At 61.8% G+C, this 19,738-nt stretch carries 21 protein-coding genes and 1 pseudogene; 13 read left to right on the top strand and 9 right to left on the bottom strand.

The window, feature by feature from the left end:
• Positions 1-2: 2 nt before the first annotated feature.
• A complete protein-coding gene (locus tag ACIQUB_RS04080) occupies positions 3-236 on the bottom strand; it encodes a hypothetical protein (RefSeq protein ID WP_113236242.1) in 234 nt (77 codons plus the stop codon).
• Between the two features lie 335 nt (positions 237-571).
• Here ACIQUB_RS04080 and ACIQUB_RS04075 point away from each other — a divergent pair, with 335 nt between their 5' ends.
• A complete protein-coding gene (locus tag ACIQUB_RS04075) occupies positions 572-1,639 on the top strand; it encodes a GGDEF domain-containing protein (RefSeq protein WP_113236241.1) in 1,068 nt (355 codons plus the stop codon).
• 31 nt (positions 1,640-1,670) lie between these two features.
• Here the strand turns inward: ACIQUB_RS04075 and ACIQUB_RS04070 are convergent, their stop codons facing one another.
• Positions 1,671-2,282: a pyridoxamine 5'-phosphate oxidase family protein gene (locus ACIQUB_RS04070; protein WP_113236240.1), complete on the bottom strand. Its 612-nt coding sequence runs from the start codon at positions 2,280-2,282 to the stop codon at positions 1,671-1,673.
• 99 nt (positions 2,283-2,381) lie between these two features.
• Entirely contained in the window at positions 2,382-2,756 is a 375-nt protein-coding gene (locus ACIQUB_RS04065) for a gamma-butyrobetaine hydroxylase-like domain-containing protein (RefSeq protein WP_113236239.1), read from the bottom strand.
• A gap of 193 nt (positions 2,757-2,949) precedes the next feature.
• Between ACIQUB_RS04065 and moaA the strand changes: the two genes are divergently transcribed.
• The 4 genes from moaA (at position 2,950) to mobB (ending at position 6,155) form a co-directional block, all read left to right on the top strand.
• Positions 2,950-3,936: a GTP 3',8-cyclase MoaA gene (moaA, locus tag ACIQUB_RS04060; RefSeq protein WP_402928740.1), complete on the top strand. Its 987-nt coding sequence runs from the start codon at positions 2,950-2,952 to the stop codon at positions 3,934-3,936.
• Between the two features lie 133 nt (positions 3,937-4,069).
• Complete coding sequence (locus ACIQUB_RS04055; RefSeq protein ID WP_113236237.1) at positions 4,070-4,978, top strand: DMT family transporter; 909 nt, start codon at positions 4,070-4,072, stop codon at positions 4,976-4,978.
• Positions 4,978-5,637, top strand: a complete 660-nt coding sequence (gene mobA / locus ACIQUB_RS04050; RefSeq protein ID WP_113236236.1) for a molybdenum cofactor guanylyltransferase MobA — start codon at positions 4,978-4,980, stop codon at positions 5,635-5,637. The genes ACIQUB_RS04055 and mobA overlap by 1 nt, the downstream gene beginning before the upstream one ends.
• The gene (gene mobB, locus ACIQUB_RS04045; protein WP_402928717.1) at positions 5,634-6,155 is read left to right on the top strand and encodes a molybdopterin-guanine dinucleotide biosynthesis protein B; all 522 of its coding nucleotides are present in this window, start codon (positions 5,634-5,636) and stop codon (positions 6,153-6,155) included. The genes mobA and mobB overlap by 4 nt, the downstream gene beginning before the upstream one ends.
• A gap of 68 nt (positions 6,156-6,223) precedes the next feature.
• Here the strand turns inward: mobB and ACIQUB_RS04040 are convergent, their stop codons facing one another.
• Positions 6,224-8,452: an OmpA family protein gene (locus ACIQUB_RS04040; protein WP_113236234.1), complete on the bottom strand. Its 2,229-nt coding sequence runs from the start codon at positions 8,450-8,452 to the stop codon at positions 6,224-6,226.
• 318 nt (positions 8,453-8,770) lie between these two features.
• Between ACIQUB_RS04040 and ACIQUB_RS04035 the strand changes: the two genes are divergently transcribed.
• The 6 genes and pseudogenes from ACIQUB_RS04035 (at position 8,771) to ACIQUB_RS04010 (ending at position 13,391) form a co-directional block, all read left to right on the top strand.
• Positions 8,771-9,547 (top strand): transporter substrate-binding domain-containing protein, encoded by a 777-nt coding sequence (locus tag ACIQUB_RS04035; RefSeq protein WP_112822799.1) that lies wholly within the window; start codon positions 8,771-8,773, stop codon positions 9,545-9,547.
• A 108-nt stretch (positions 9,548-9,655) separates the two neighbouring features.
• On the top strand, positions 9,656-10,459 hold the full coding sequence (locus tag ACIQUB_RS04030) for an ABC transporter permease (protein ID WP_111563505.1): 804 nt from the start codon (positions 9,656-9,658) through the stop codon (positions 10,457-10,459).
• Positions 10,456-11,283, top strand: a pseudogene (locus tag ACIQUB_RS04025) (ABC transporter permease); the annotation flags it as partial. The gene ACIQUB_RS04030 and the pseudogene ACIQUB_RS04025, both read left to right, overlap by 4 nt.
• Positions 11,284-11,444: 161 nt before the next feature.
• Positions 11,445-11,711, top strand: coding sequence for an usg protein (locus tag ACIQUB_RS04020; protein WP_018900581.1), 267 nt, complete (start codon positions 11,445-11,447; stop codon positions 11,709-11,711).
• Between the two features lie 82 nt (positions 11,712-11,793).
• Entirely contained in the window at positions 11,794-12,609 is an 816-nt protein-coding gene (locus ACIQUB_RS04015) for a methyltransferase (RefSeq protein ID WP_402928714.1), read from the top strand.
• Between the two features lie 95 nt (positions 12,610-12,704).
• Positions 12,705-13,391 carry a glutathione S-transferase family protein gene (locus tag ACIQUB_RS04010; RefSeq protein WP_113236231.1) on the top strand — a complete coding sequence of 229 codons (687 nt, stop codon included), beginning with the start codon at positions 12,705-12,707 and terminating at the stop codon, positions 13,389-13,391.
• Between the two features lie 29 nt (positions 13,392-13,420).
• On the opposite strand, the gene ACIQUB_RS04005 is transcribed toward ACIQUB_RS04010, so the two are convergent.
• From ACIQUB_RS04005 to ACIQUB_RS03990, 4 genes are all read right to left on the bottom strand, one after another.
• Entirely contained in the window at positions 13,421-14,239 is an 819-nt protein-coding gene (locus tag ACIQUB_RS04005) for an ATP-binding cassette domain-containing protein (RefSeq protein WP_113236230.1), read from the bottom strand.
• Positions 14,240-14,249: 10 nt separating this feature from the next.
• On the bottom strand, positions 14,250-15,098 hold the full coding sequence (locus tag ACIQUB_RS04000) for an ABC transporter permease subunit (RefSeq protein WP_113236229.1): 849 nt from the start codon (positions 15,096-15,098) through the stop codon (positions 14,250-14,252).
• Positions 15,099-15,200: 102 nt separating this feature from the next.
• Positions 15,201-16,376, bottom strand: coding sequence for an FMNH2-dependent alkanesulfonate monooxygenase (ssuD, locus tag ACIQUB_RS03995; protein WP_113236228.1), 1,176 nt, complete (start codon positions 16,374-16,376; stop codon positions 15,201-15,203).
• Positions 16,377-16,404: 28 nt separating this feature from the next.
• A complete protein-coding gene (locus ACIQUB_RS03990) occupies positions 16,405-17,367 on the bottom strand; it encodes an aliphatic sulfonate ABC transporter substrate-binding protein (RefSeq protein WP_113236227.1) in 963 nt (320 codons plus the stop codon).
• Positions 17,368-17,629: 262 nt separating this feature from the next.
• Here ACIQUB_RS03990 and ACIQUB_RS03985 point away from each other — a divergent pair, with 262 nt between their 5' ends.
• Positions 17,630-18,499, top strand: coding sequence for an NAD(P)-dependent oxidoreductase (locus ACIQUB_RS03985; RefSeq protein ID WP_113236226.1), 870 nt, complete (start codon positions 17,630-17,632; stop codon positions 18,497-18,499).
• Entirely contained in the window at positions 18,496-19,188 is a 693-nt protein-coding gene (locus ACIQUB_RS03980) for a DNA alkylation repair protein (protein WP_113236225.1), read from the top strand. The genes ACIQUB_RS03985 and ACIQUB_RS03980 overlap by 4 nt, the downstream gene beginning before the upstream one ends.
• 31 nt (positions 19,189-19,219) lie before the next feature.
• On the opposite strand, the gene ACIQUB_RS03975 is transcribed toward ACIQUB_RS03980, so the two are convergent.
• On the bottom strand, positions 19,220-19,708 hold the full coding sequence (locus ACIQUB_RS03975; RefSeq protein WP_113236224.1) for an Lrp/AsnC family transcriptional regulator: 489 nt from the start codon (positions 19,706-19,708) through the stop codon (positions 19,220-19,222).
• Between the last annotated feature and the right edge of the window lie 30 nt (positions 19,709-19,738).

Below are 19,738 nucleotides of genomic sequence, written 5' to 3'. Positions count from 1 at the left end.
TTTCAGTGGGCAGTTGCGGTCACGCGGCCGCCAGCCACTTCGCCTTTGCTTGTCGCGGTGTAATCGCTCGCGACGAGCACATCTTCGGCATTGATGCTTGCCAGTATTTCCGAAGTAAATGCACCATGAAAGAAGCCTTGTTGCTGGATCAGGAAAAGAGATCCGGCAATAACAGCGGCAGCGAGCACGGCTGGAGGCGAGTTATGGGACGTTTGCATGGCGTTTTGCTTTCTCATGGCGCCGCTACGGTGCCTTGAAGCACAAATTGCCACTTCCTTATCGTTCACAAAAGAACCGATATCGGAAACCGATTGTCAATGGATCATTGACGGCGATGATGTCTGGCGAATATTTCGCTCAGGCCATCTAAAGAAAGATACCCTCAAGGCGGGTAGACGCCCTCCGCCTCCACTTTGATTCCGATATAAAAATCATAGAGATAAGAACAGATCTGCCAATCGGAATAAAATTCACATGTAATCTCTGGTATATCCAACCTTAATCATTTCAAAACAATTGTAGCTTAAGAAATAAGAGAAGACTTTTGAGATGTACCATGAGGAGTGGCCGGATGACGACGGCTGTGGCGCCAAAGACGCAGGTTCCCGATGTGGCGAGCCAGATCACTTTTGCGATGCGCTCCATGGGTGTTGCGCCCATTCCGCGAAACTATGAACTGTTCTACGAAGCCTATATTGGCTCCAACCCGGCATTGACGCGCGATCTTGCGGCCCTTGGCAACCAGGCGACCCAGGAAGAACTCGACGAACTCGGCGCGCAGCATTTCAGCCACGGCGCTGGCCGCGTCTTCGACGACGCCCATACCCGCATCGCCGCCGAACTCGAATCGGTGCTGCGCGTTCTGCGCCAGGAACAAACGTCGCTCGAAAGCTACAACAGGCTGCTCGGCGAGACCTACAACCGCATCACCTCGAAGAACACCTCCAGCGCCGACCTCATCCAGAATGCACTGCATCTCCTGACCGAGGCGACCGGGAACACCATGGCGCACGGCGAGCGCACGGTCGAAAACGTCGTGCAGCGCTCCAACGAAATGGATCAGGTGCGCAAGGAACTCGACGAGTACAAACGCATCGCCAATACGGATTCGCTGACCCGCCTCTCCAACCGCCGCGCCTTCGACGATCGTCTCGCCGCCGTCTTCAACAATCCGGCCATGCGCCCGATCACGGCGCTTGTTTTGGCAGATATCGATAACTTCAAGAAGATCAACGACACCTACGGCCATCCCGTCGGCGACAAGATCCTCGCGACGGTCGCGTCGGTCATCCGCGCCAACGTGCGCCGCGATGTCTTCGTTGCCCGCACCGGTGGCGAGGAGTTCGCGCTGATCATCGAAGGCAACACGGCCGACGAAGTCATGGCCGTCGCCGAGCGCATCCGCCGCACGCTTGAAGCCACGCCGTTCAAGAATTCCCGCACCCGCGTCAACTATGGACCGGTCACGGTATCTGTCGGCATCTGTATGGCATCGAGCGCCGAGGATGCGGGCGAGCTCTATCACAAGAGCGACGTCGCCCTCTACGGCGCCAAGAACGCCGGCCGCAACTGCAGCGTCCTCTTCGAGGACGGCATGCAGAAGGACTTCACCAAGAGCTGGCTGATCTACAAGGCCTGAGCCGCGACGAACCGCGGCCCTATATCAAACGCTACCACATCGTCTTGGCCGCGCGCGCGGCCCATTCGCGATCATAGGTCTCGTGATCGAACGCCTCCGTTGCCGCCTTCAGCATCAGGCCCGGCGTGGGAAGCCCTTTCGGATCGACAAACTTGTCTGGATTCCACAGCTCCGAGCGGATCAGCGCCCGAGCGCATTGGAAATAGACTTCTTCGATCGTCACCACGATAACGGTGCGCGGATGTTTGCCGTCCATCTCGAACGATGTCAGCAGCGCCTCGTCGTTGGAAACGACACCGCGCCCGTTGATCCGCATCGTCGTATTCGACCCCGGGATCAGAAACATGAGGGCGAGCCTGGGGTCCCGCACGATGTTCGACAGCGAATCGACACGGTTATTGCCGCGCCAGTCAGGCATCTGAAGCGTCTTGTTGTCGACAACGCGCACGACGCCTCCGAGGTCACCACGCGGAGAACAGTCCAGCCCCTCTGGACCGACGGTTGCCAATGCAACGAAGGGCGAAGCCTCGATCATCTGTCGATAGAGCGGCGTCAGGTAATTGGTCACCTTCGCCACGGATGCCTCCGACAAGCCGCCACCGTAAATGGTGGCCAGTTCTTCAACGGTCTCGATGATTTTCATGGCCGTTCCATCGTGTTGTTTCTTTTCAGTAATTAGCCGCCTAAAATGACGCTGGCGTGACATGCGCCATCTCGTTTGAGGCTACGCGCGACGGCGCGCTCAGCGCGGCTTTTCCGAGGTATCTCGGTTCATGCCTTTTTCACTAAGCTCGTTCTCGTAGGCCGCGAAAAGCTCTTCACCGCGCTCCCCAAGTTCGCGCAGATACGACCATGTGAAAATCCCGGTGTCGTGCATGTCGTCAAAGCCGATCCTGACAGCATAATTGCCGGTAGGGGTCATGGAGATGATCGCGACATTGCGCTTGCCGGGAACGGTGACCTTCTGGCCCGGTCCATGACCCTGCACCTCCGCTGACGGTGAAAGAACGCGCAGCATCTCGGCACTGAGCGTGAAACTCTCTCCATTATTGAAGGTGATGACCAGCTGTTGCCGATCCTTCGTAACCTTCAGCTCCGTCGGCCAGATGTCGCTCATATGCTGCTCCTCTTCGTTTCGAGGAGTAGGCAATGCGTCCGTGCGAGGCAAGTTCAATTTATTGTAAGCGAGCGGCCTCTTGCTTGACGTTGCGGTGCACAGTACGCACATTATTGGAAGATTGGAGACTGTAGTGAACAGCAAGGTTGGAACGATCGCCAACGCCACGCCTCTCGTGGCCGATGCGAAACCCATGATCGACCCTTTTCAGCGGGCCGTCACCTATCTGCGCGTCTCGGTGACCGATCGCTGCGATTTCCGCTGCACCTATTGCATGGCCGAGAACATGAACTTCCTGCCGAAGAAGGATCTTCTGACGCTGGAAGAGCTGAACAGGCTCTGTTCCGCCTTTATCGCCAAGGGCGTTCGCAAGCTGCGACTGACCGGCGGCGAGCCGCTGGTGCGCAAGAACATCATGCATCTCGTGCGTGCGCTCGGCAAACAGATCGGCTCCGGCCTCGACGAGCTGACGCTGACCACCAACGGTTCCCAGCTCGCGCGTTATGCCGACGAGCTCTATGATTGCGGTGTTCGCCGCATCAACGTGTCGCTGGATACGCTCAATCCTGACAAGTTCCGTGAGATTACCCGCTGGGGCGACTTCCACAAGGTTATGGAAGGCATCGACGCCGCCCAGAAGGCGGGCCTGCACATAAAGCTCAACGCCGTCGCCCTCAAGGGTTTCAACGACGTCGAGATGCCCGAGATGATCCGCTTCGCCCATGGTCGCGGCATGGATCTGACCGTCATCGAGACCATGCCGATGGGTGAAATCGAGGAGGATCGCACCGATCGCTACCTCCCGCTCTCCAAGCTGCGCGCCGATCTCGAAAAGCAGTTCACGATGAGCGAAATCGGCTACCGCACCGGTGGCCCTGCCCGCTACGTCACCGTCGAGGAAACCGGCGGCCGCATGGGCTTCATCACGCCGATGACCCATAATTTCTGCGAGAGCTGCAACCGTGTGCGCCTTACCTGCACCGGCACGCTCTACATGTGCCTCGGCCAGAACGACGCCGCCGACCTGCGCTCGGCCGTACGGGCAACAGAGGACGACGGATTGCTCTACGCCGCGATAGACGAGGCGATTTCCCGCAAGCCCAAGGGCCACGACTTCATCATCGACCGCACCCATAACCGCCCCGCCGTCAGCCGCCACATGAGCGTCACCGGCGGGTGACCTGCTGCGCGCGGTAGGTTGAGCAGCGCCATTGTGCACTGCGCAATCGAATTATGACGACTGTGTCCAGCATTCGATTCCAATCGCCCCGCTCTCGCACTACAAGAGCGCGGGGTGGAATCGGAATCTCTTTATGCCGCGGTCAAGCAATACTCAGGGTGCGATCTACATGACGATCGCGATGGCCTTCTTTTCCGCGGGCGATGCGCTGTCGAAATCGGTCATATCGGAAATGAACGCGGGCCAGATCATGTGCATGCGCGGCGTCATTACCAGCGCGCTGGTCTATCTGATCGCCCTCCGCATGGGCGCACTGCGCTCCTGGCGCATCCTACTGCAGCCAATGGTCGCCACTCGCGTCATCTGCGAAATCCTTGCCGCCGCGACCTATATCACCGCGCTTGGCATGATGCCGCTTGCCAATGCATCCGCCATTCTCCAGTCGCTGCCTCTGGTGGTCACCTTCGGCGCGGTGCTGTTCTTCGGCGAACCCGTGGGCTGGCGACGGATGCTGGCCATATTCACCGGCCTGATCGGCGTGCTGATCATCGTCCGTCCTGATGCCGATGGTTTTACGGCTGCAGCGCTCCTTTGCATCGCGAGCGTCCTCGTCACCGCCGGCCGCGACCTTGCCACTCGCAAGATCGATCCGGAAATCCCTTCGCTGATGATCACTGTCATCACGGCAATGGCGGTTGCCGTATTCGGCGCGCTGCTCACGCCCGTGCTCGGCGGCTGGAAGCCTGTCACCACCACGTCCTTCTCACATATTGCCGTTGCGGCGATCACGGTGCTGGTCGGCTACCAATGCATCATCGCCGCAATGCGCACCGGCGAAATCTCCTTCGTCGCGCCACTGCGTTACACGAGCCTCATCTTCTCAGCGCTGCTTGGCTGGTTGTTCTTCTTCGAAGTCCCTGACAGCTGGACCGTGATCGGCGCCGCGATCGTCATCGCCTCCGGGCTCTACACCTTCTATCGTGAGGCCAAACGGCGCGGCGCGCCGGTCGCGCAGGAATCCGAACCGAGAGTACCGGTCTGATGGCCAAGCCCCCGATCCTCACCCTAGCGAGCGGCTTCACGCTCGACCGATTGAACATTCCAGGCGTCGTGCTTGCTGGCGGACGCTCCTCGCGCATGGGCCGCGACAAGGCAGGCGTCACGCTGTCAGGTCGCACGCTGCTCGACCGCGTCATCGAGCAGCTATCGCCGCAGGTCATCTCCGTCGCGGTCAATGCCGACGCCGCGCCGGATCGCTGCAACCGCCCGTTCGTCCCCGACATCGTCCCCGGCAAGGCCGGCCCCATGGCCGGCATCCACGCCGCCATGGCGCATGGTGCCAGCCTGCCCGCCGTGACGCACGTGGCAACAGTCTCCGTCGACAGCCCATTCTTCCCGCACGATCTCGTCGACTGGCTGGCAGCCGCCATCGACACGCCCACGCGGATCGCCATCGCGACCTCCGAGGGCCGCAGCCACCCCGTCTTCGGCCTCTGGCCGGTGGCGCTTGCCGACGACCTCGAAAGCTGGATCGCAACCGACGAGAAGCGCCGCGTTCGCGACTTCCTGTTACGGCATGACGTTACGGAAGTCGCCTTCCCATTGCGCCCGACGCGGGCAAGCCTGCTCGACCCGTTCTTCAACGTCAACACGCCCGATGACCTCGCCGAGGCAGAGCGCTGGATGAAGGTGCTGACATGAGCGAGCGGCCAAAGATCTTCGGCATTTCCGGCTGGAAGAACTCCGGCAAGACCGGACTTGCGGTTCGCCTCGTCGAAGAGTTCACCCGCCGCGGCTACCGGATTTCGACGATCAAGCATGCCCATCATGATTTCGACATCGACAAGGTCGGCGCAGATAGCTACCGCCACCGCCAGGCCGGCGCGCATGAGGTGACGATCGTCTCCGGCACGCGCTACGCCATCATGCACGAATTGCGCGGCGCGGCCGAACCGAGTTTCGAGGAAATCCTCGCCCGTATCTCCCCCTGCGATCTCGTCCTCATCGAGGGCTACAAGCGCGAGCCGATCCCGAAGATCGAAGCCCGCCGGCTGGAATCGGCAAACCGCGAGCCGCTGGCGTCAGGCGATCCACACATCGTCGCGATCGCCGCCGATCATCCGGTCACCGACACCACCCTGCCCGTCTTCGATCTCGACGACACGCTTGCCATCGCCGATTTCATCGCGGCAACAGTCGCTCTTCCGCCGCTGAAATAAGCCGATCTGAAACAGGAAAGGCCGCCGATCGCCCGGCGGCCTTCCCATTGTCGTGCTTATGCGCGCTCTTAGTTGCGCGAGGCAACCGGCCGCACCAGCGCCGTCACGCGGCGAATGGTGACGCGGCGGTTTTCCTGCTCCGGTCCCTGCGTGTTGACCTTCAGGTAGCGCTCGCCATAGCCTTGGGTCGCCAGGTTTTCCGGCGGGATGCCGTAGACATCGGTCATCACGTTGGCGACCGATTCCGCGCGCTGGTCGGACAGGATCAGGTTGCTCTGATCGGAGCCGACAGCGTCGGTATGACCTTCGATCAGGAAGGTCTCGGTCGGGTCCTTCTTCAGCACTTCGTTGATCGCGTCGGCCACCTTGCGCAGGCTGCGCGCCTGGCTCATCGGGATTTCGGCGCTACCGGTCGCGAACGTTACCGTATCCAAGTCGATACGGCGAACCTTGTCGCGGATACGAGCCGAATACTTCACTTCGTTCAGCGAATAGACACGCTCGACAGGCTCGACAGGCGGCTCGCGCAGGAAGTCGTAATAGTCGCGATTGTCGTCGCTGCTGGTGTCCATGATGTAGTCCTGCAGCGGAATGCGCAGGCGCATCGGCGGCAGATCGGCACCCGGATCCTCGAAGTAGTCACGGTCGGGATTGTCGTAGAGATCAGGCGTGTAATAGAGCACGTGCTCGCGGCCGCGATTGTCGATCCGCGAACGCTGGATGATGTCACCGTAGCGGTTGCGCACCGTCACGATCTGGTAGCCGTCGCGATCGATCGTCTCGCGATAGCGGTCACGCGGCAGCTGCTCGTAGATCGGACGTTCGCCGTCGCGCAGGAAGCGGCTGTCGTCATCATGGCGAACATAAGTCTGGTTGTTGAACTGGATGATGACCCGGTTGTCGTCACCACGCTGGCCGAAATTCGCACCGTCGGGACGGGCAAATTGCGGGCGCTGGTCCAGACGCTGGCCCTGCTCGGCGGTGATCGCTTCGATCTTGATGGGCGCAGGCTTTGCGGCACCGGGCGCCGCCAACTGCGCGTCGGCATCCGATTTCGGCACGCGCACCTGCTGCTCCTGACCGCGCTGTTTGTCGCGGTCGCGGCGCGACTGAACACCGCCGGAACGATCCGCATCCTTGTCGCTGTCGAGAACGGCTGCACCGTTCTGAACAGGCAGAACCACGGTCTCCGTGCTCTTGCTCGGATCGGCGGCGATTTCCTTGCGACGCTCGAGTTCCTGCGGCGTCACCTTCTCAGGAGCCGGGATCGGCTGCTCGGTCTGGGCAACGGGAGGCTGACCTGCCGGCGGCTGGCCGGCCTGATCGGCGGGCTGACCGGCTGGTGCGCCCGGCTGGGCCGGAGCGACCTGTTCTCCCTGCTGCTGCGCGGGCGCTTCGCCGGGCTTGGCCTGACCGGGCGCCACCTGGGGTTGCGCTTCGGCAGGCTGCTGAGCCGGAACGGGCGCCTTGCCCGCGGGTGCTTCCTGCGGCTTGGCTGCGTTGTCGGGAGCGGGCTGTTCGGTTGCGGGCGCGGTCTCCGCGGCCGGCTTTTGCGCGGGCTCGGCCTGCGGTGCTTCGGCCGTTGGCTTCTTGTGTGGCTTTGCGGGCTGTTCGCTGCCATCGGCGGCGCCCGGCTTGCCGTTCTTGCGTGGCGGCTTTGCCTGCTCGGGCTGGGCCGGCTCGGCCTGCGGCTGTTCCGCCTGCGGGGCGGCCTGCTCGGCGGGCTGCTGCTGCGGCGCGGCTTCTTCCTGCTGCGGCTGCTGGTCGCGTTTCTTGCGGCGCGGCTGTTCGGCCGGCTGCTCGGCGCTCGGTGCTGCCTGCTCCTGTTCGGCGGCAGGCTGCTTCTGGCGGCGCGGCTTTTCAGCGGGCGCTTCCTGCTGGGCGGGCTCGGCTGCCTGCGGCTCGGCGGCAGGCTGTTCTGCAGCCGGCTGGCGCTTTCTCGGCTTCTCGGCAGGCGCTTCGGCCTGCGGCGCCGGTTCGGCGGCAGCCGGAGGAGCTTCGGCGGGTGCTTCGCGCTTGGGTGCCGGTGGCGGCTCGGCCGGAGGTTCAGCGGCCTTCGGCGCTTCGGCCGGTGCCTGCTGCTGCTGTTCCTGTTCCTGTTGCTGACGCTTCTTCAGGAGCTCCTCTTCGGAGGTCGCATCCTGCGCAACCTCGAAGCTGCCCGCGACGGCCCGATGGCCTGCTCCGACCTCTTCTACGCTCGGCGCTGCCGCAAACACGTGCGCCGGGGGCAGCACAAGCGACAGGGACAGAAGCGGAAAGGCCGCGCTGGCAAACAATCTGGATTTCATTCCCATAAGGTTTCCTCGTTCCTTGTTTATTCTTCGCGTTCGCAACGACGTCTCTTTTCGGCACGCAAACAAGCCTTGCTAAACTGAGCACGTCAGGATTCGTTCCATGGTCTTAAGAATTGCCGCATTAACCCGGTATGAATATGACGGTCTGCAAACGTTCAGCTTCGCCATAGTTGCGATGCACGACAAGGCAGTGAAAGCAGTTGCAATCCACGTAAAAAAGGTTTGATTATCGCGGCAAGGCGTTGCAAAGCAGCGTCCTGCTTCATGCCACCAAAAAAACAAAGGGATGGCATGCGGTAACCAACAGAGAGGATTCACATGCATATCTCCACCCGTTTTCTCGCAGCCGCCTCGATCGCCGCGATGTCTCTTTTCGCGGGCTCGGCAATGGCCGATGGCGAGAAGTATGTCATCGGTACGGACTCGACCTATCCGCCCTTCGAATATGTTGACGCAAGCGGCCAGTTCCTCGGCTTCGACATGGACATCGCCCGTGCGCTGTGCACGCAGATGAAGGCCGACTGCACCATCGTCAGCAGCGACTGGGACGGCATCATCCCCGGTCTCAACGCCAAGAAGTTCGACATGATCATCTCGTCGATGTCGATCACGCCTGAGCGTTCGAAGCTCGTCGACTTCACCAACAAGTACTACAACACCCCGCCGGCAATCGCCGTGCCGAAGGACTCCACCGTCACCGACGTTGCTGGCCTGAAGGGCAAGACGATCGGTGCGCAGACCTCGACCACGCACGCCAACTACGCTGAAAAGCACCTCGCCGACACCGAGCTGAAGCTCTACCCGACGGCTGACGAGTACAAGCTCGACATCTCCAACGGCCGCGTCGATGCCGTCATCGACGACGTCGTCGTTCTGTCGCAGTGGGTCAAGTCGGATGCCGGCGCATGCTGCAAGATCCTCACGACCCTGCCGGTCGACAAGGAAATCAACGGCGTTGGCGCTGGTATCGCAGTTCGCCAGGGCGATCCGCTCCGCGAAAAGCTGAACACGGCGATCGCGGCGATCCGTGCCGACGGCACCTACAAGAAGATCCAGGACAAGTATTTCGATTTCGACGTCTACGGCGCCGAATAAGCTGTAGTCCTGAAACAAATGCGATGGCGGGAGGCTTGCCCTTCCGCCATTTTTGTTTGACAAAGAGTGCAATATCAAGGCGGCAAAAGCCGCGAGGGGAAACTTGGCATGGGCGGATTGTCCTCCGCACTGGGTTCGCTCTGGACCTGGATTGGATATGTGTTTGACCCGCTATGCGGACCCGTCGGCATTTTCACATGGCTCGGTCAATCGACGATTCTGGCCTGTGGCGACACCGGCTGGGGCGATGAGATCGCCGCCGGCCTGAAGGTCACGGTCGCCGTCGCCCTCGTGACGCTCCCGATCGGCCTTTTGATCGGCTTCATGGTGGCGCTTGGCCAGCAATCGGAAGAAAAGGCGGTACGCCTTGCCGCCGGCATCTACACCACCATCTTCCGCGGCCTGCCCGAACTGCTGACGCTGTTCATCATCTACTACGGCATGCAGATCCTGCTCCAGTCGCTGCTCGCCTGGGTCGGCTATGACGGCCGCATCGAGATCAACGCCTTCGTCTCCGGCGTCATCGCTCTTTCTGTGGTGTTCTCGTCCTATTGTTCGGAAGTGCTCCTGTCGGCCTTCCGCGCCATCCCCAAGGGCCAATACGAAGCCGGCGACGCGCTCGGCCTGCATCGCGGCCGCACGATGGTGCTGATTATCCTGCCGCAGCTGGTGCGCATCGCTCTTCCCGGCCTCGTCAATCTCTGGATGATCCTCTTGAAGGACACCTCCTACGTCTCGATCATCGGCCTTGCCGACGTGCTGCGCCAGACGGGCGTGGCGGTGAAGGTCACCAAGGAGGCGTTTCTGTTTTACACACTGGCCTGCGGCATCTATCTCGGGCTTGCCATCATTTCCTCGTTCGGCCTGCGCTATATCGAACGTTGGGCGAAGCGCTCGGAGATTAGCCGATGAGCCACGCAGAGGTGCTGATCCCCCCGCAGCCGGCCCCGAAAAACCTCGATAAGCCGCTGACGCTTGCCCGCGTCATGGGCTGTCTCGTGGTTGGCCTGTGGATCATTCTCGCCATCGCGCTGATCGGCATGATCATCGAGGGCTGGGATGTCGAGAAATTCACTCGCTACGGCCCGCGCTATCTGCATGGATTGATGACCACGATCGTACTGGTTGCCGTCTCTGTCGTCTGTGGCGCAGTCTTGTCCGTACCCCTCGCCTTCGCGCGCATGTCGAAGAACAAGATCATCAACGGGCTCGCCTTCTGCTACGTCTACATCTTCCGCGGCACGCCCCTGCTCGCCCAGCTCTTCCTGATCTATTACGGCCTCGGCCAGTTCCGGCCGCAGCTGGAGTCGGTTGGCCTCTGGTGGTTCTTCCGCGATGCCTGGTATTGCGGCCTGTTTTCCATGACCATCAACACCGCCGCCTATCAGGCCGAGATTTTGCGCGGCGCCATCGAGAGCGTACCGCGCGGCCAGCATGAGGCAGCCTCCTCGCTCGGCATCCACAAGATCATCGCCTTCCGCAAGATCGTGCTGCCGCAGGCGCTGATCGTCGCGCTGCGCCCCTATGGCAACGAGATCATTCTGTTGATCAAGGGATCGGCTGTCGTCGCCATCATCACCGTGCTCGATCTCATGGGTGAAACGCGCTACGCCTTCTCGCGCACATTCGACTACCAGACCTATCTCTGGGCGGCGATCTTCTATCTCGCCATGGTCGAAAGCCTGAGGCACCTCTGGAACTGGATCGAGCGCCGTCTGACGCGGCACCTGAAACGATCAGCCCCTTGGCAGCACTCTCGACGGAGAGCTGCCAAGCTATTGAAAATAAATAATGATATCCATTTTCTTGTAGCCTTTTCGCAAGCTTCGCGTAACCATGTCATGTTCTCATTTAAACGGACGCTAATAAGCGCCGAATGGGAACAGCGAGGCATCAAATGCACAAGGACATGGAAAGACAGCTTCAGGGTTACGGCCTGACGACGGCCCAGATCCTCTACCGCATGCCGGATCATCACGCGATCCTGCAGACCTACATCTGGCAGGATTACGATCTTGCACCCGACTTTCCCGAAATGCGCGGCTTCCTGAAGTTCTGGCAGGAGACGCTGGACGGACCGCTGCACTCGGTGCGCTACATTCACCGCAAGCTGATCTCGGCCACGGAATGGCGCGCATTGAAAGGCGAGTTCATCATCAACTGAGCTGCCGCCATCAACGTCGCCATTGCAAAACCGGGCCGCGCGCCTTAGAGGCAGGGCAACAAACGAACGATGGTGAGCAGACATGGCCCAGAAGATCGACGAAGAGGCACTCGCGGAAGCCTATAACCGCGCCCTTTCCCTGGAAAAGGCCGGCGACGTTGATGCCGCCGTGAAGGCCTACGAGGAAGTCCTGGCGATCGATCCCGACGACCACGGCGGTGCTGCCGTGCGCATCGCCGCCATGGGCCGTGGCGAGACGCCGGCGAAAGCCCCCGACGCCTATGTCGAGACCCTCTTCGACCAGCATGCTGAAGTCTTCGAGGACGTCCTCGTCGAGCAGCTCGGCTACCACGTGCCGATGCTGGTGCGCCAGCGGCTGCAGGCGCTGAACCTCGGCCCCTTCAAGCGCCTGCTTGATCTCGGCTGCGGCACCGGCCTGACCGGCGGCACGCTGCGCGATCTCTGCGAGGAGATGACCGGCATCGACCTCTCGGAGAACATGGTCGAGATCGCCCACGAGAAGGACCTCTACGAGACGCTGTTCGTCGCAGAGGTCGAGGACTTCCTCGACGACAATGACGAAGACCCCTTCGACATCATCACCGCCACCGACGTCCTGCCCTATCTGGGCGGCCTCGAACCCCTGTTCTTCGGCGCCGCCGAAAACCTGACACCGGGCGGCCTCTTCATCTTCTCCTCGGAAACCCTGCCCGAGGAAAAGCTCGCCGGCCGCGCCTACATGGTCGGCCCGCACCAACGCTTCGCGCATTCCGAGGCTTACGTCCGCGAACGCCTCGACGCCACCGGCTTCGAGCTGATCGAGATCACCGATATCAACGTCCGCATGGAAGACGGCCAGCCGACGCCGGGACATTTGGTGATTGCGAAGCTGCGCTAAAGCGTCCGCAGACGGATAATCGCTTGCCGCTTACATGACGACATGCTGATATCGCGCCATTCGAAACCTCCGAATGGCGCGAAGGATCCGTTCTCATGACACTCGTACTGCATCAGCATCCGCTTGCCTCCTTCTGCCACAAGGTGCTGATCGCGCTCTACGAAAGCGGCACGCCGTTCGAGCCCGTGCTCGTCAATCTCGGCGATGAAGCCTCGCGCACGGCCTTTCTGGCGCTCTCGCCGCTCGGCAAAATGCCGGCGCTTGAGGATACGGGCCGCAGCCGAACGGTTTTCGAGACCTCCATCATCATCGAATATCTCGACCGCTATCATCCCGGCAGCGCGCGGCTGATCCCAGACGATTTCGACGCGGCGCTGGATGTGCGGCTATGGGACCGCTTCTTCGATCTCTATGTCCAGGAGCCGATGCAGCAGATCGTCAGCGAGCGCATGCGCGCCGATGGGAGCGAGGCCAGAGCAGAAGAGGCGCGTCAGGCACTGAAGCGTGCCTATGCAGTGATCGAGGCCAAGCTGGCGGCTGACGGCTGGATCACTGGTGCGAGCTTCACCATGGCCGATTGTGCCGCTGCACCCGGCCTGTTCTACGCAGAGACGCTTGTGCCTTACGGCAGCGACGTCCCGAAACTCGCGGCCTATCACGCGCGCCTGATGCAACGCCCGTCGGTAGCCAGGGTGCTTGAGGAAGCCACGCCCTATTTCAAGTATTATCCCTACAAGGAAAACCTGCCCGCCCGCTTCAGGCCCACCGACGCCGAAGCTTGAGGCCCAGCCTGAAGCGCACCCGTCACCAATCAGTGACCGCCGTCCGTTCCGAGGATGGCCGATAGCAACCGCCCCTCGAGTTCCGCCAGATCGGCATTACCGTGACGCCGTGGATGCGGATGGGGAATGGCGAGGTCGAGCGACACCCTGCCCTCGTCGAGCACGATCACCCGGTCCGCCAGATGCACGGCCTCGCTGACATCATGTGTGACCAGCACAGCCGTGAAGCCAAGCTCGCGCCAGACCCGCGCCAAGAGCTCCTGCATGCTGATCCGGGTCAGCGCATCGAGCGCGCCGAGCGGCTCGTCCAGCGCCAGAACACCGGGACGGCTCACCAGCGCGCGGGCAAGCGCCACGCGCTGCCGCTGTCCACCCGAAAGCCGCGCCGGCCACTCGCCGGCCTTCTCCGCCAGCTGCACTTCCGAAAGCACGGCCTCGACCTCTCGCGCCGCCACCCGCCGGTCGACCTTGTCGCCAAGCCCGACCGCGACGTTATCGGCAACATCAAGCCATGGCAGCAGCCTCGGCTCCTGGAAGACGATACGCGCATTGGCCTCGCCCCCATCAAGCGTGTCGAAGGAAAGCTCGCCCGACGTCGGCGCGTCCAGGCCCATGAGAGTGCGCAGAAGCGTGCTCTTGCCGCAGCCGCTCTTGCCGATCACAGCGACGAACTGCCCGGCCGGAATGTGCAGGTTGATCCCCCGCAGCACCCTGTTGGCGCCAAAGCTCTTTTCCAGCCCTTTCAGGGTGATCGCGGCGGCACCGCTGCGCGCGGGCATATGTGCGTCATGCGTATATTCCGGCGCATCGGCAGCGCCCTGGAAGCGCTCATGTGCGACGAGGGTCATGGCCTCTCTCCTACTTCTGATAGACCGGGTTCCACCTGAGCGCCCGGCGCTCGAGCGAACGGGCTACGACATCGGCGAGCTTGCCGAGAAGCGCGTAGATGACGAGCGCCAGCACCACGACATCGGTCATCATGAACTCGCGGGCATTGTTGGCCATGTGGCCGATCCCCGACGACGCGGCGATCGATTCCGAGACGATCAGCGTCAGCCACATGATGCCAAGCGCATAGCGCAGCCCGACGAAGATCGACGGAAGCGCGCCCGGAAAGACCACCTTGCGAAACAGCGTCCAGTTGCTCATCCCATAGACCCGGCCCATCTCGATCAGATCGCGATCGACATTGCGCACACCGTGATAGGTGTTGAGATAGACGGGAAACAACACGCCGAGCGACGTCAGGAACAGCTTCGATTCCTCGCCGATCCCGAACCACAGGATGACCAGCGGGATCATCGCCAGATGCGGAATGGTGCGCAGCATCTGCAGCGTCGTATCGGTCAGTTGCTCGGACAGCTTCGAGACGCCATTGGCGATCCCCAGCAGAAAGCCGATCGCCCCACCAACGACGAGCCCGGCGAAGGCACGGCCGGCGCTGACGAGAATATCATGCGGCAGCTGCCCTGAGAGCGTCGTCGACCAGAAAGCCACGGCGACGTCCGCCGGCGACGGCATGATGCGCGACGAGATCCAGCCCAGCGAACAGCCAAGCTGCCATGCCGCGATGATGGCAAGCGGCACCAGATAGGGCAGCAGCCGATCGCGCCCCGGCACCGGCAGCCGGAAACCTTGTTTCTGTGCCGTCCTGCCCGCTGTCCGCTCCGTCAGCGCGCGGCCGATCGGCGTATCGAATGTCGACATCGAGTTCTTCCTCGCCTCTGTGTCGCCGCAGCCTCAGGCCCGCTGGCAGACATCCGTCCATTGAAGCGCTGCCAGCGTGTCGCGGGCAGCGCATCCGTTCGATCAGGATCCGGAGACCACCTTGAGATTGCCGCCATGGCTGCCACCAGCGAAAACCTGGCGCTTGCCGAAGTCGCTGTCGAAGCCGTGGCGCTGCTCCTCGCGGGTGATGCCGAGTTCCGGAAACAGCAATTCGGCGACGCGATAGGCCTCTTCCAGATGCGGGTAGCCGGAGCCGATCACCGTGTCGATGCCGACATCCTGATATTCGCGCAGCCGCGCGGCCACCGTCTTCGGCGAACCGACCAGAGCCGTACCGGCGCCGGCGCGCACCAGCCCGACACCCGCCCAGAGGTTGGGTGACACTTCGAGCTTGTCGCGGCGGCCACCATGCAGCGCTGCCATGCGCTTCTGGCCGACGGAATCGGACTCGTTGACGAAGCGCTGCTGCGCCTCCTGGATGGTCTCGTCGTCGAGCTTGGAGATCAGCCGGTCGGCTGCGGCCCAAGCCTCCTCGTCGGTTTCGCGAACGATGAAATGCAGGCGGATGCCGAAGCTGACCTCGCGGCCCTTCTCTGCGGCGGCGGCCCGCACTTTCTGAACCTTTTCCGCCACCTGCGCCGGCGGCTCGCCCCATGTCAGGTACTTGTCGACGCGGCCGACCGAAAAATCGATACCGGCATCCGAGGAGCCGCCGAAATAGAGCGGCGGACGCGGGTTTTGCACGGAGGGGAAGCCGAGGCGCGCATTGGTCGCCTTGATGTACTTGCCGTCATAGCTGGCTACACCCTTCTCCAGCAGCTCCTCGAACACCGTGAAGAACTCGTCGGCATGGGCGTAGCGCTCGTCATGCGCCAGCGTGATGCCGTCGCCGGCAAGTTCGCCCGGACTGCCGCCGACGACGATGTTGAGCAGAAGACGACCGTTCGAGATGCGGTCGAGCGTCGTCGCCAACCGCGCGTAATAGGCGGGCGACGCCGTGCCGGGACGGATGGCGACCAGGAACTGCAGTTTCTCCGTCTTGGTCGCAAGTGCCGCCGCCGTCACGAAGGATTCCTCGCAGGACACCCCGGTGGGAAGAAGCACGCCGGAATAGCCGAGACGATCGGCGGCTTGAGCGATCTGCGTGAGGTAGTCGAATTCCGGCGCGCGGTTCAGATCGTTGGAGCCGAGATAGGCGCCATCTCCCGATGTCGGGATGAACCAAAGAAAATTAATGGGATCGTGCTTGTTGCTCATGGAAATGATCCTTGTACTGGAAACTGTCTTAGCTGGCGGGATGCCAGATGGCGCTGCTGACGGTGAGCTGCTTCGGTACGATCCCGAGATTGTAGAACTCGTCGGCCAGCGCCTGCTGGTATGCCGCCGCGTCGTCGCTGATCGTTGACACACCGCCAAGATCGGCACCCGCCCGTGTCAGCGTCACGCGGGTGATATCGGCGGGAACGCCGGTTATCTCGGAAAGCTCCTTGATCGTATCGTCGAGCTTGCCCTGCGCGGACCGGCCGACCTTGGCGAGTTCGTCGATGACATCGCTGACGACCTGGCCATTGGCATCGGTGAAACCGGCATTGGCAAGGAAGTAGCTGTAGGATGGCACGATCCCCTCGGCGGTGGACAGGATACGCGTCTGCGGATCGGCCTCGACAATGGCGAGATAGGGATCCCAGATCGACCATGCGTCGATGCTGCCGTTCTTGAAGGCGGCCCCGGCGTCCGGTGGCGACAGGTCGATCGGCTCCACGTCGTCGATCTTGAGGCCGGCCTTGCGGAGTATCTTGACGGTCACGTTATGGGCGCTTGATCCGCGCTTGAAGGCGACCTTCTTGCCCTTCAGGTCTTCGACCGTCGTGATATCAGAATCCGTGCGGACAACGATCGCCGAGCCGGCGGCGCTGCCGCGATAGGTGCCGACATAATAGAGCTGGCCGCCGGCCGCCTGTGCGAATAGCGGCGGCACATCGCCCGTCGCCCCGAAGTCGAGCGCGCCGGCTCCCAACGCTTCCAGCAGCGGTGGCCCCGAGGTGAATTCGGACCAGCTGACGGTGATGCCCTTGTCGGCAAGCCGCTTCTCCAGCGATCCTCGGCGCTTGGCGAGCGCCAGCACGCCATTCTTCTGCCAGCCGATGCGAAACTCGGTGGCGGCGGCGCGCGCCGGCCGGATGGCGGGCAGTATGGCGGTTGCGGCAGCGGCGCCGAAAAGCCCCAGTGTCTGTCGACGAGAAATCATGGCTATCCCCTTTCGATCAGCGTGTCTCGGATCCGATCTCCGAAGCCGCTGTGTTTGCGATGGAGGAAATTCTGCTGAAATCTATAAATTATATCGACAATTATGTTTGTGATTTTCGGCGCGCTCGAAATTATCCTGACCCGATTTCGGGCCTTGAACAGAAATTTGTTCCAACAGCGAACACCGCGCATCATTTCGGCGGCTTTTCGCCCCGCCCTATTTGGGCTACTCCTCATGCCGGCATTCATGAAAGGATAGGTACATGGCAAAAGTCGCATTCATCGGTCTCGGCGTCATGGGTTTTCCCATGGCAGGTCATCTGAAGGTGAAAGGCGGCCACGATGTCACTGTCTATAACCGCACCGCCGCCAAGTCGGCCGCCTGGGCCGAGAAATTCGGCGGCAAGTCGGCCCCGACGCCAGCCGAAGCCGCCCGCGACGCGGATTTCGTCTTCACCTGCGTCGGCAATGACGACGATCTCCGCTCGGTAACATCGGGCAAGGACGGCGTTCTGCAGACGATGAAGGCAGGCGCGATCCTGATCGACAACACGACCGCCAGCGCCGATGTTGCCCGCGAACTCTACGCCGCCGCCAAGGAAAAGGGCGTGGGCTTCATCGACGCTCCCGTATCGGGCGGCCAGGCCGGCGCAGAGAATGGCGTGTTGACGGTCATGTGCGGTGCCGAGGACGCCGTCTATGAGCAGGCCAAGCCAGTGATCGACGCCTTCGCCCGCATGGTCGGGCTGATGGGCGCGCCGGGTGCCGGACAGCTGACCAAGATGATCAACCAGATCTGCATCGCCGGCATCGTCCAGGGTCTCGCCGAGGGCATCCATTTCGGCAAGCGCGCCGGCCTCGATATCGAGAAGGTCGTCGACGTCATCTCCAAGGGTGCCGCCGGCTCCTGGCAGATGGAGAACCGCCACAAGACGATGAACGAAGGCAAGTACGACTTCGGCTTCGCCATCGACTGGATGCGCAAGGATCTCGGCATCGTTCTCGACGAAGCCCGCCACAACGGCGCCAAGCTGCCCCTCACCGCGCTCGTCGACCAGTTCTACGGCGACGTCCAGGCCATGGGCGGCAATCGTTGGGACACGTCCTCGCTGCTCGCCCGCCTCGAAAAATGATCGACCCCTCCTCCAGCGCAGCGGATCTGATCGCGCATCTGCGCGCGTTGCGCTCGGAGGAAGCGATATCAGGAATGCGCCGTTTCGGCATCGTGACCGATACGGCGCTCGGCATCTCCAACCCGGTCATGCAGGCGATCGCCCGCACGGTGAAGAAAGACCACGCGCGGGCGTTGGAACTTTGGAAAAACGATATCAGGGAAGCGCGCCTGCTCGCGCTCTACACGGCCGACCCGAAGCAACTGACGGAGACCCAGGCCCGAAAATGGGCCGATGACTTTCGCTCCTGGGAGATCGTCGATACCGCCGCAGACCTCTTCGTCAAGGCAGGGCTGCTACCACTGATCCCAGATATGGCGGCGGATGATCGCGAATTCGTCCGCCGCACCGCCTTCGCGATGATCGCCAGCGCCGCCGTTCACATGAAGACGGAGCCGGACGAAACGCTCATCGGCTTTCTGCCGCTCATCGAACGCCACGCCACCGATCCGCGCAACTTCGTGCGCAAGGCCGTCAACTGGGCGCTCCGCAACATCGGCAAGCGCAACCAGCATTGCCACGCCCTCGCGTTGACGCTGGCGGAACGGCTGGCCGCCGACGCGGACAAGACGGCAAGGTGGATCGGCAAGGATGCGGCAAGAGAACTGACGAGCGAGAAAATCCTCGCCCGAGTTCAGAAGAAGAGCTGACGGCCCTGACTTCAGTCCTCAAGGGCTGAACTCAGTCCTCGTTGGACTTCGAGTTGTCGAGGATCATATAGTCGAGCGGCAGCTGCGTCGAATACTTGATCTGCTCCATCGCGAAAGCCGAGGAGACGTCGCGGATCTCGATCTTGGCGATCATCCGCTTGTAGAAGGCATCATAGGCCGCGATATCCGGCACGACGACGCGCAACAGGTAATCCACGTCGCCGCTCATCCGGTAGAACTCGACGACTTCAGGGAAGTCCGCCACCACTTCCGAAAACCGCCGCAGCCATTCGATCGAATGCGTGGCTGTGCGGATGGAAACGAAAACCGTGACCTTGGTGTTGACCTTCTCAGGATCGAGGATGGCAACACGACGCTTGATGACGCCGTCTTCTTCCATTTTCTGGATACGGCGCCAGCAAGGGGTCGTGGAAAGACCGACCTTCTTTGCGAGATCGGCAACCGCCAATGTGGAATCTTCCTGCAAAAGGCGCAGAATTTTGCGATCAAGACGGTCCATTTATCCCCACCCCTACGAATTATTTTCTAT

The sequence above is a fragment of the Rhizobium sp. NPDC090275 genome, from assembly GCF_044772225.1.
GTDB lineage: Bacteria > Pseudomonadota > Alphaproteobacteria > Rhizobiales > Rhizobiaceae > Rhizobium.
This window is presented reverse-complemented; position numbering and strand designations above follow the sequence as displayed.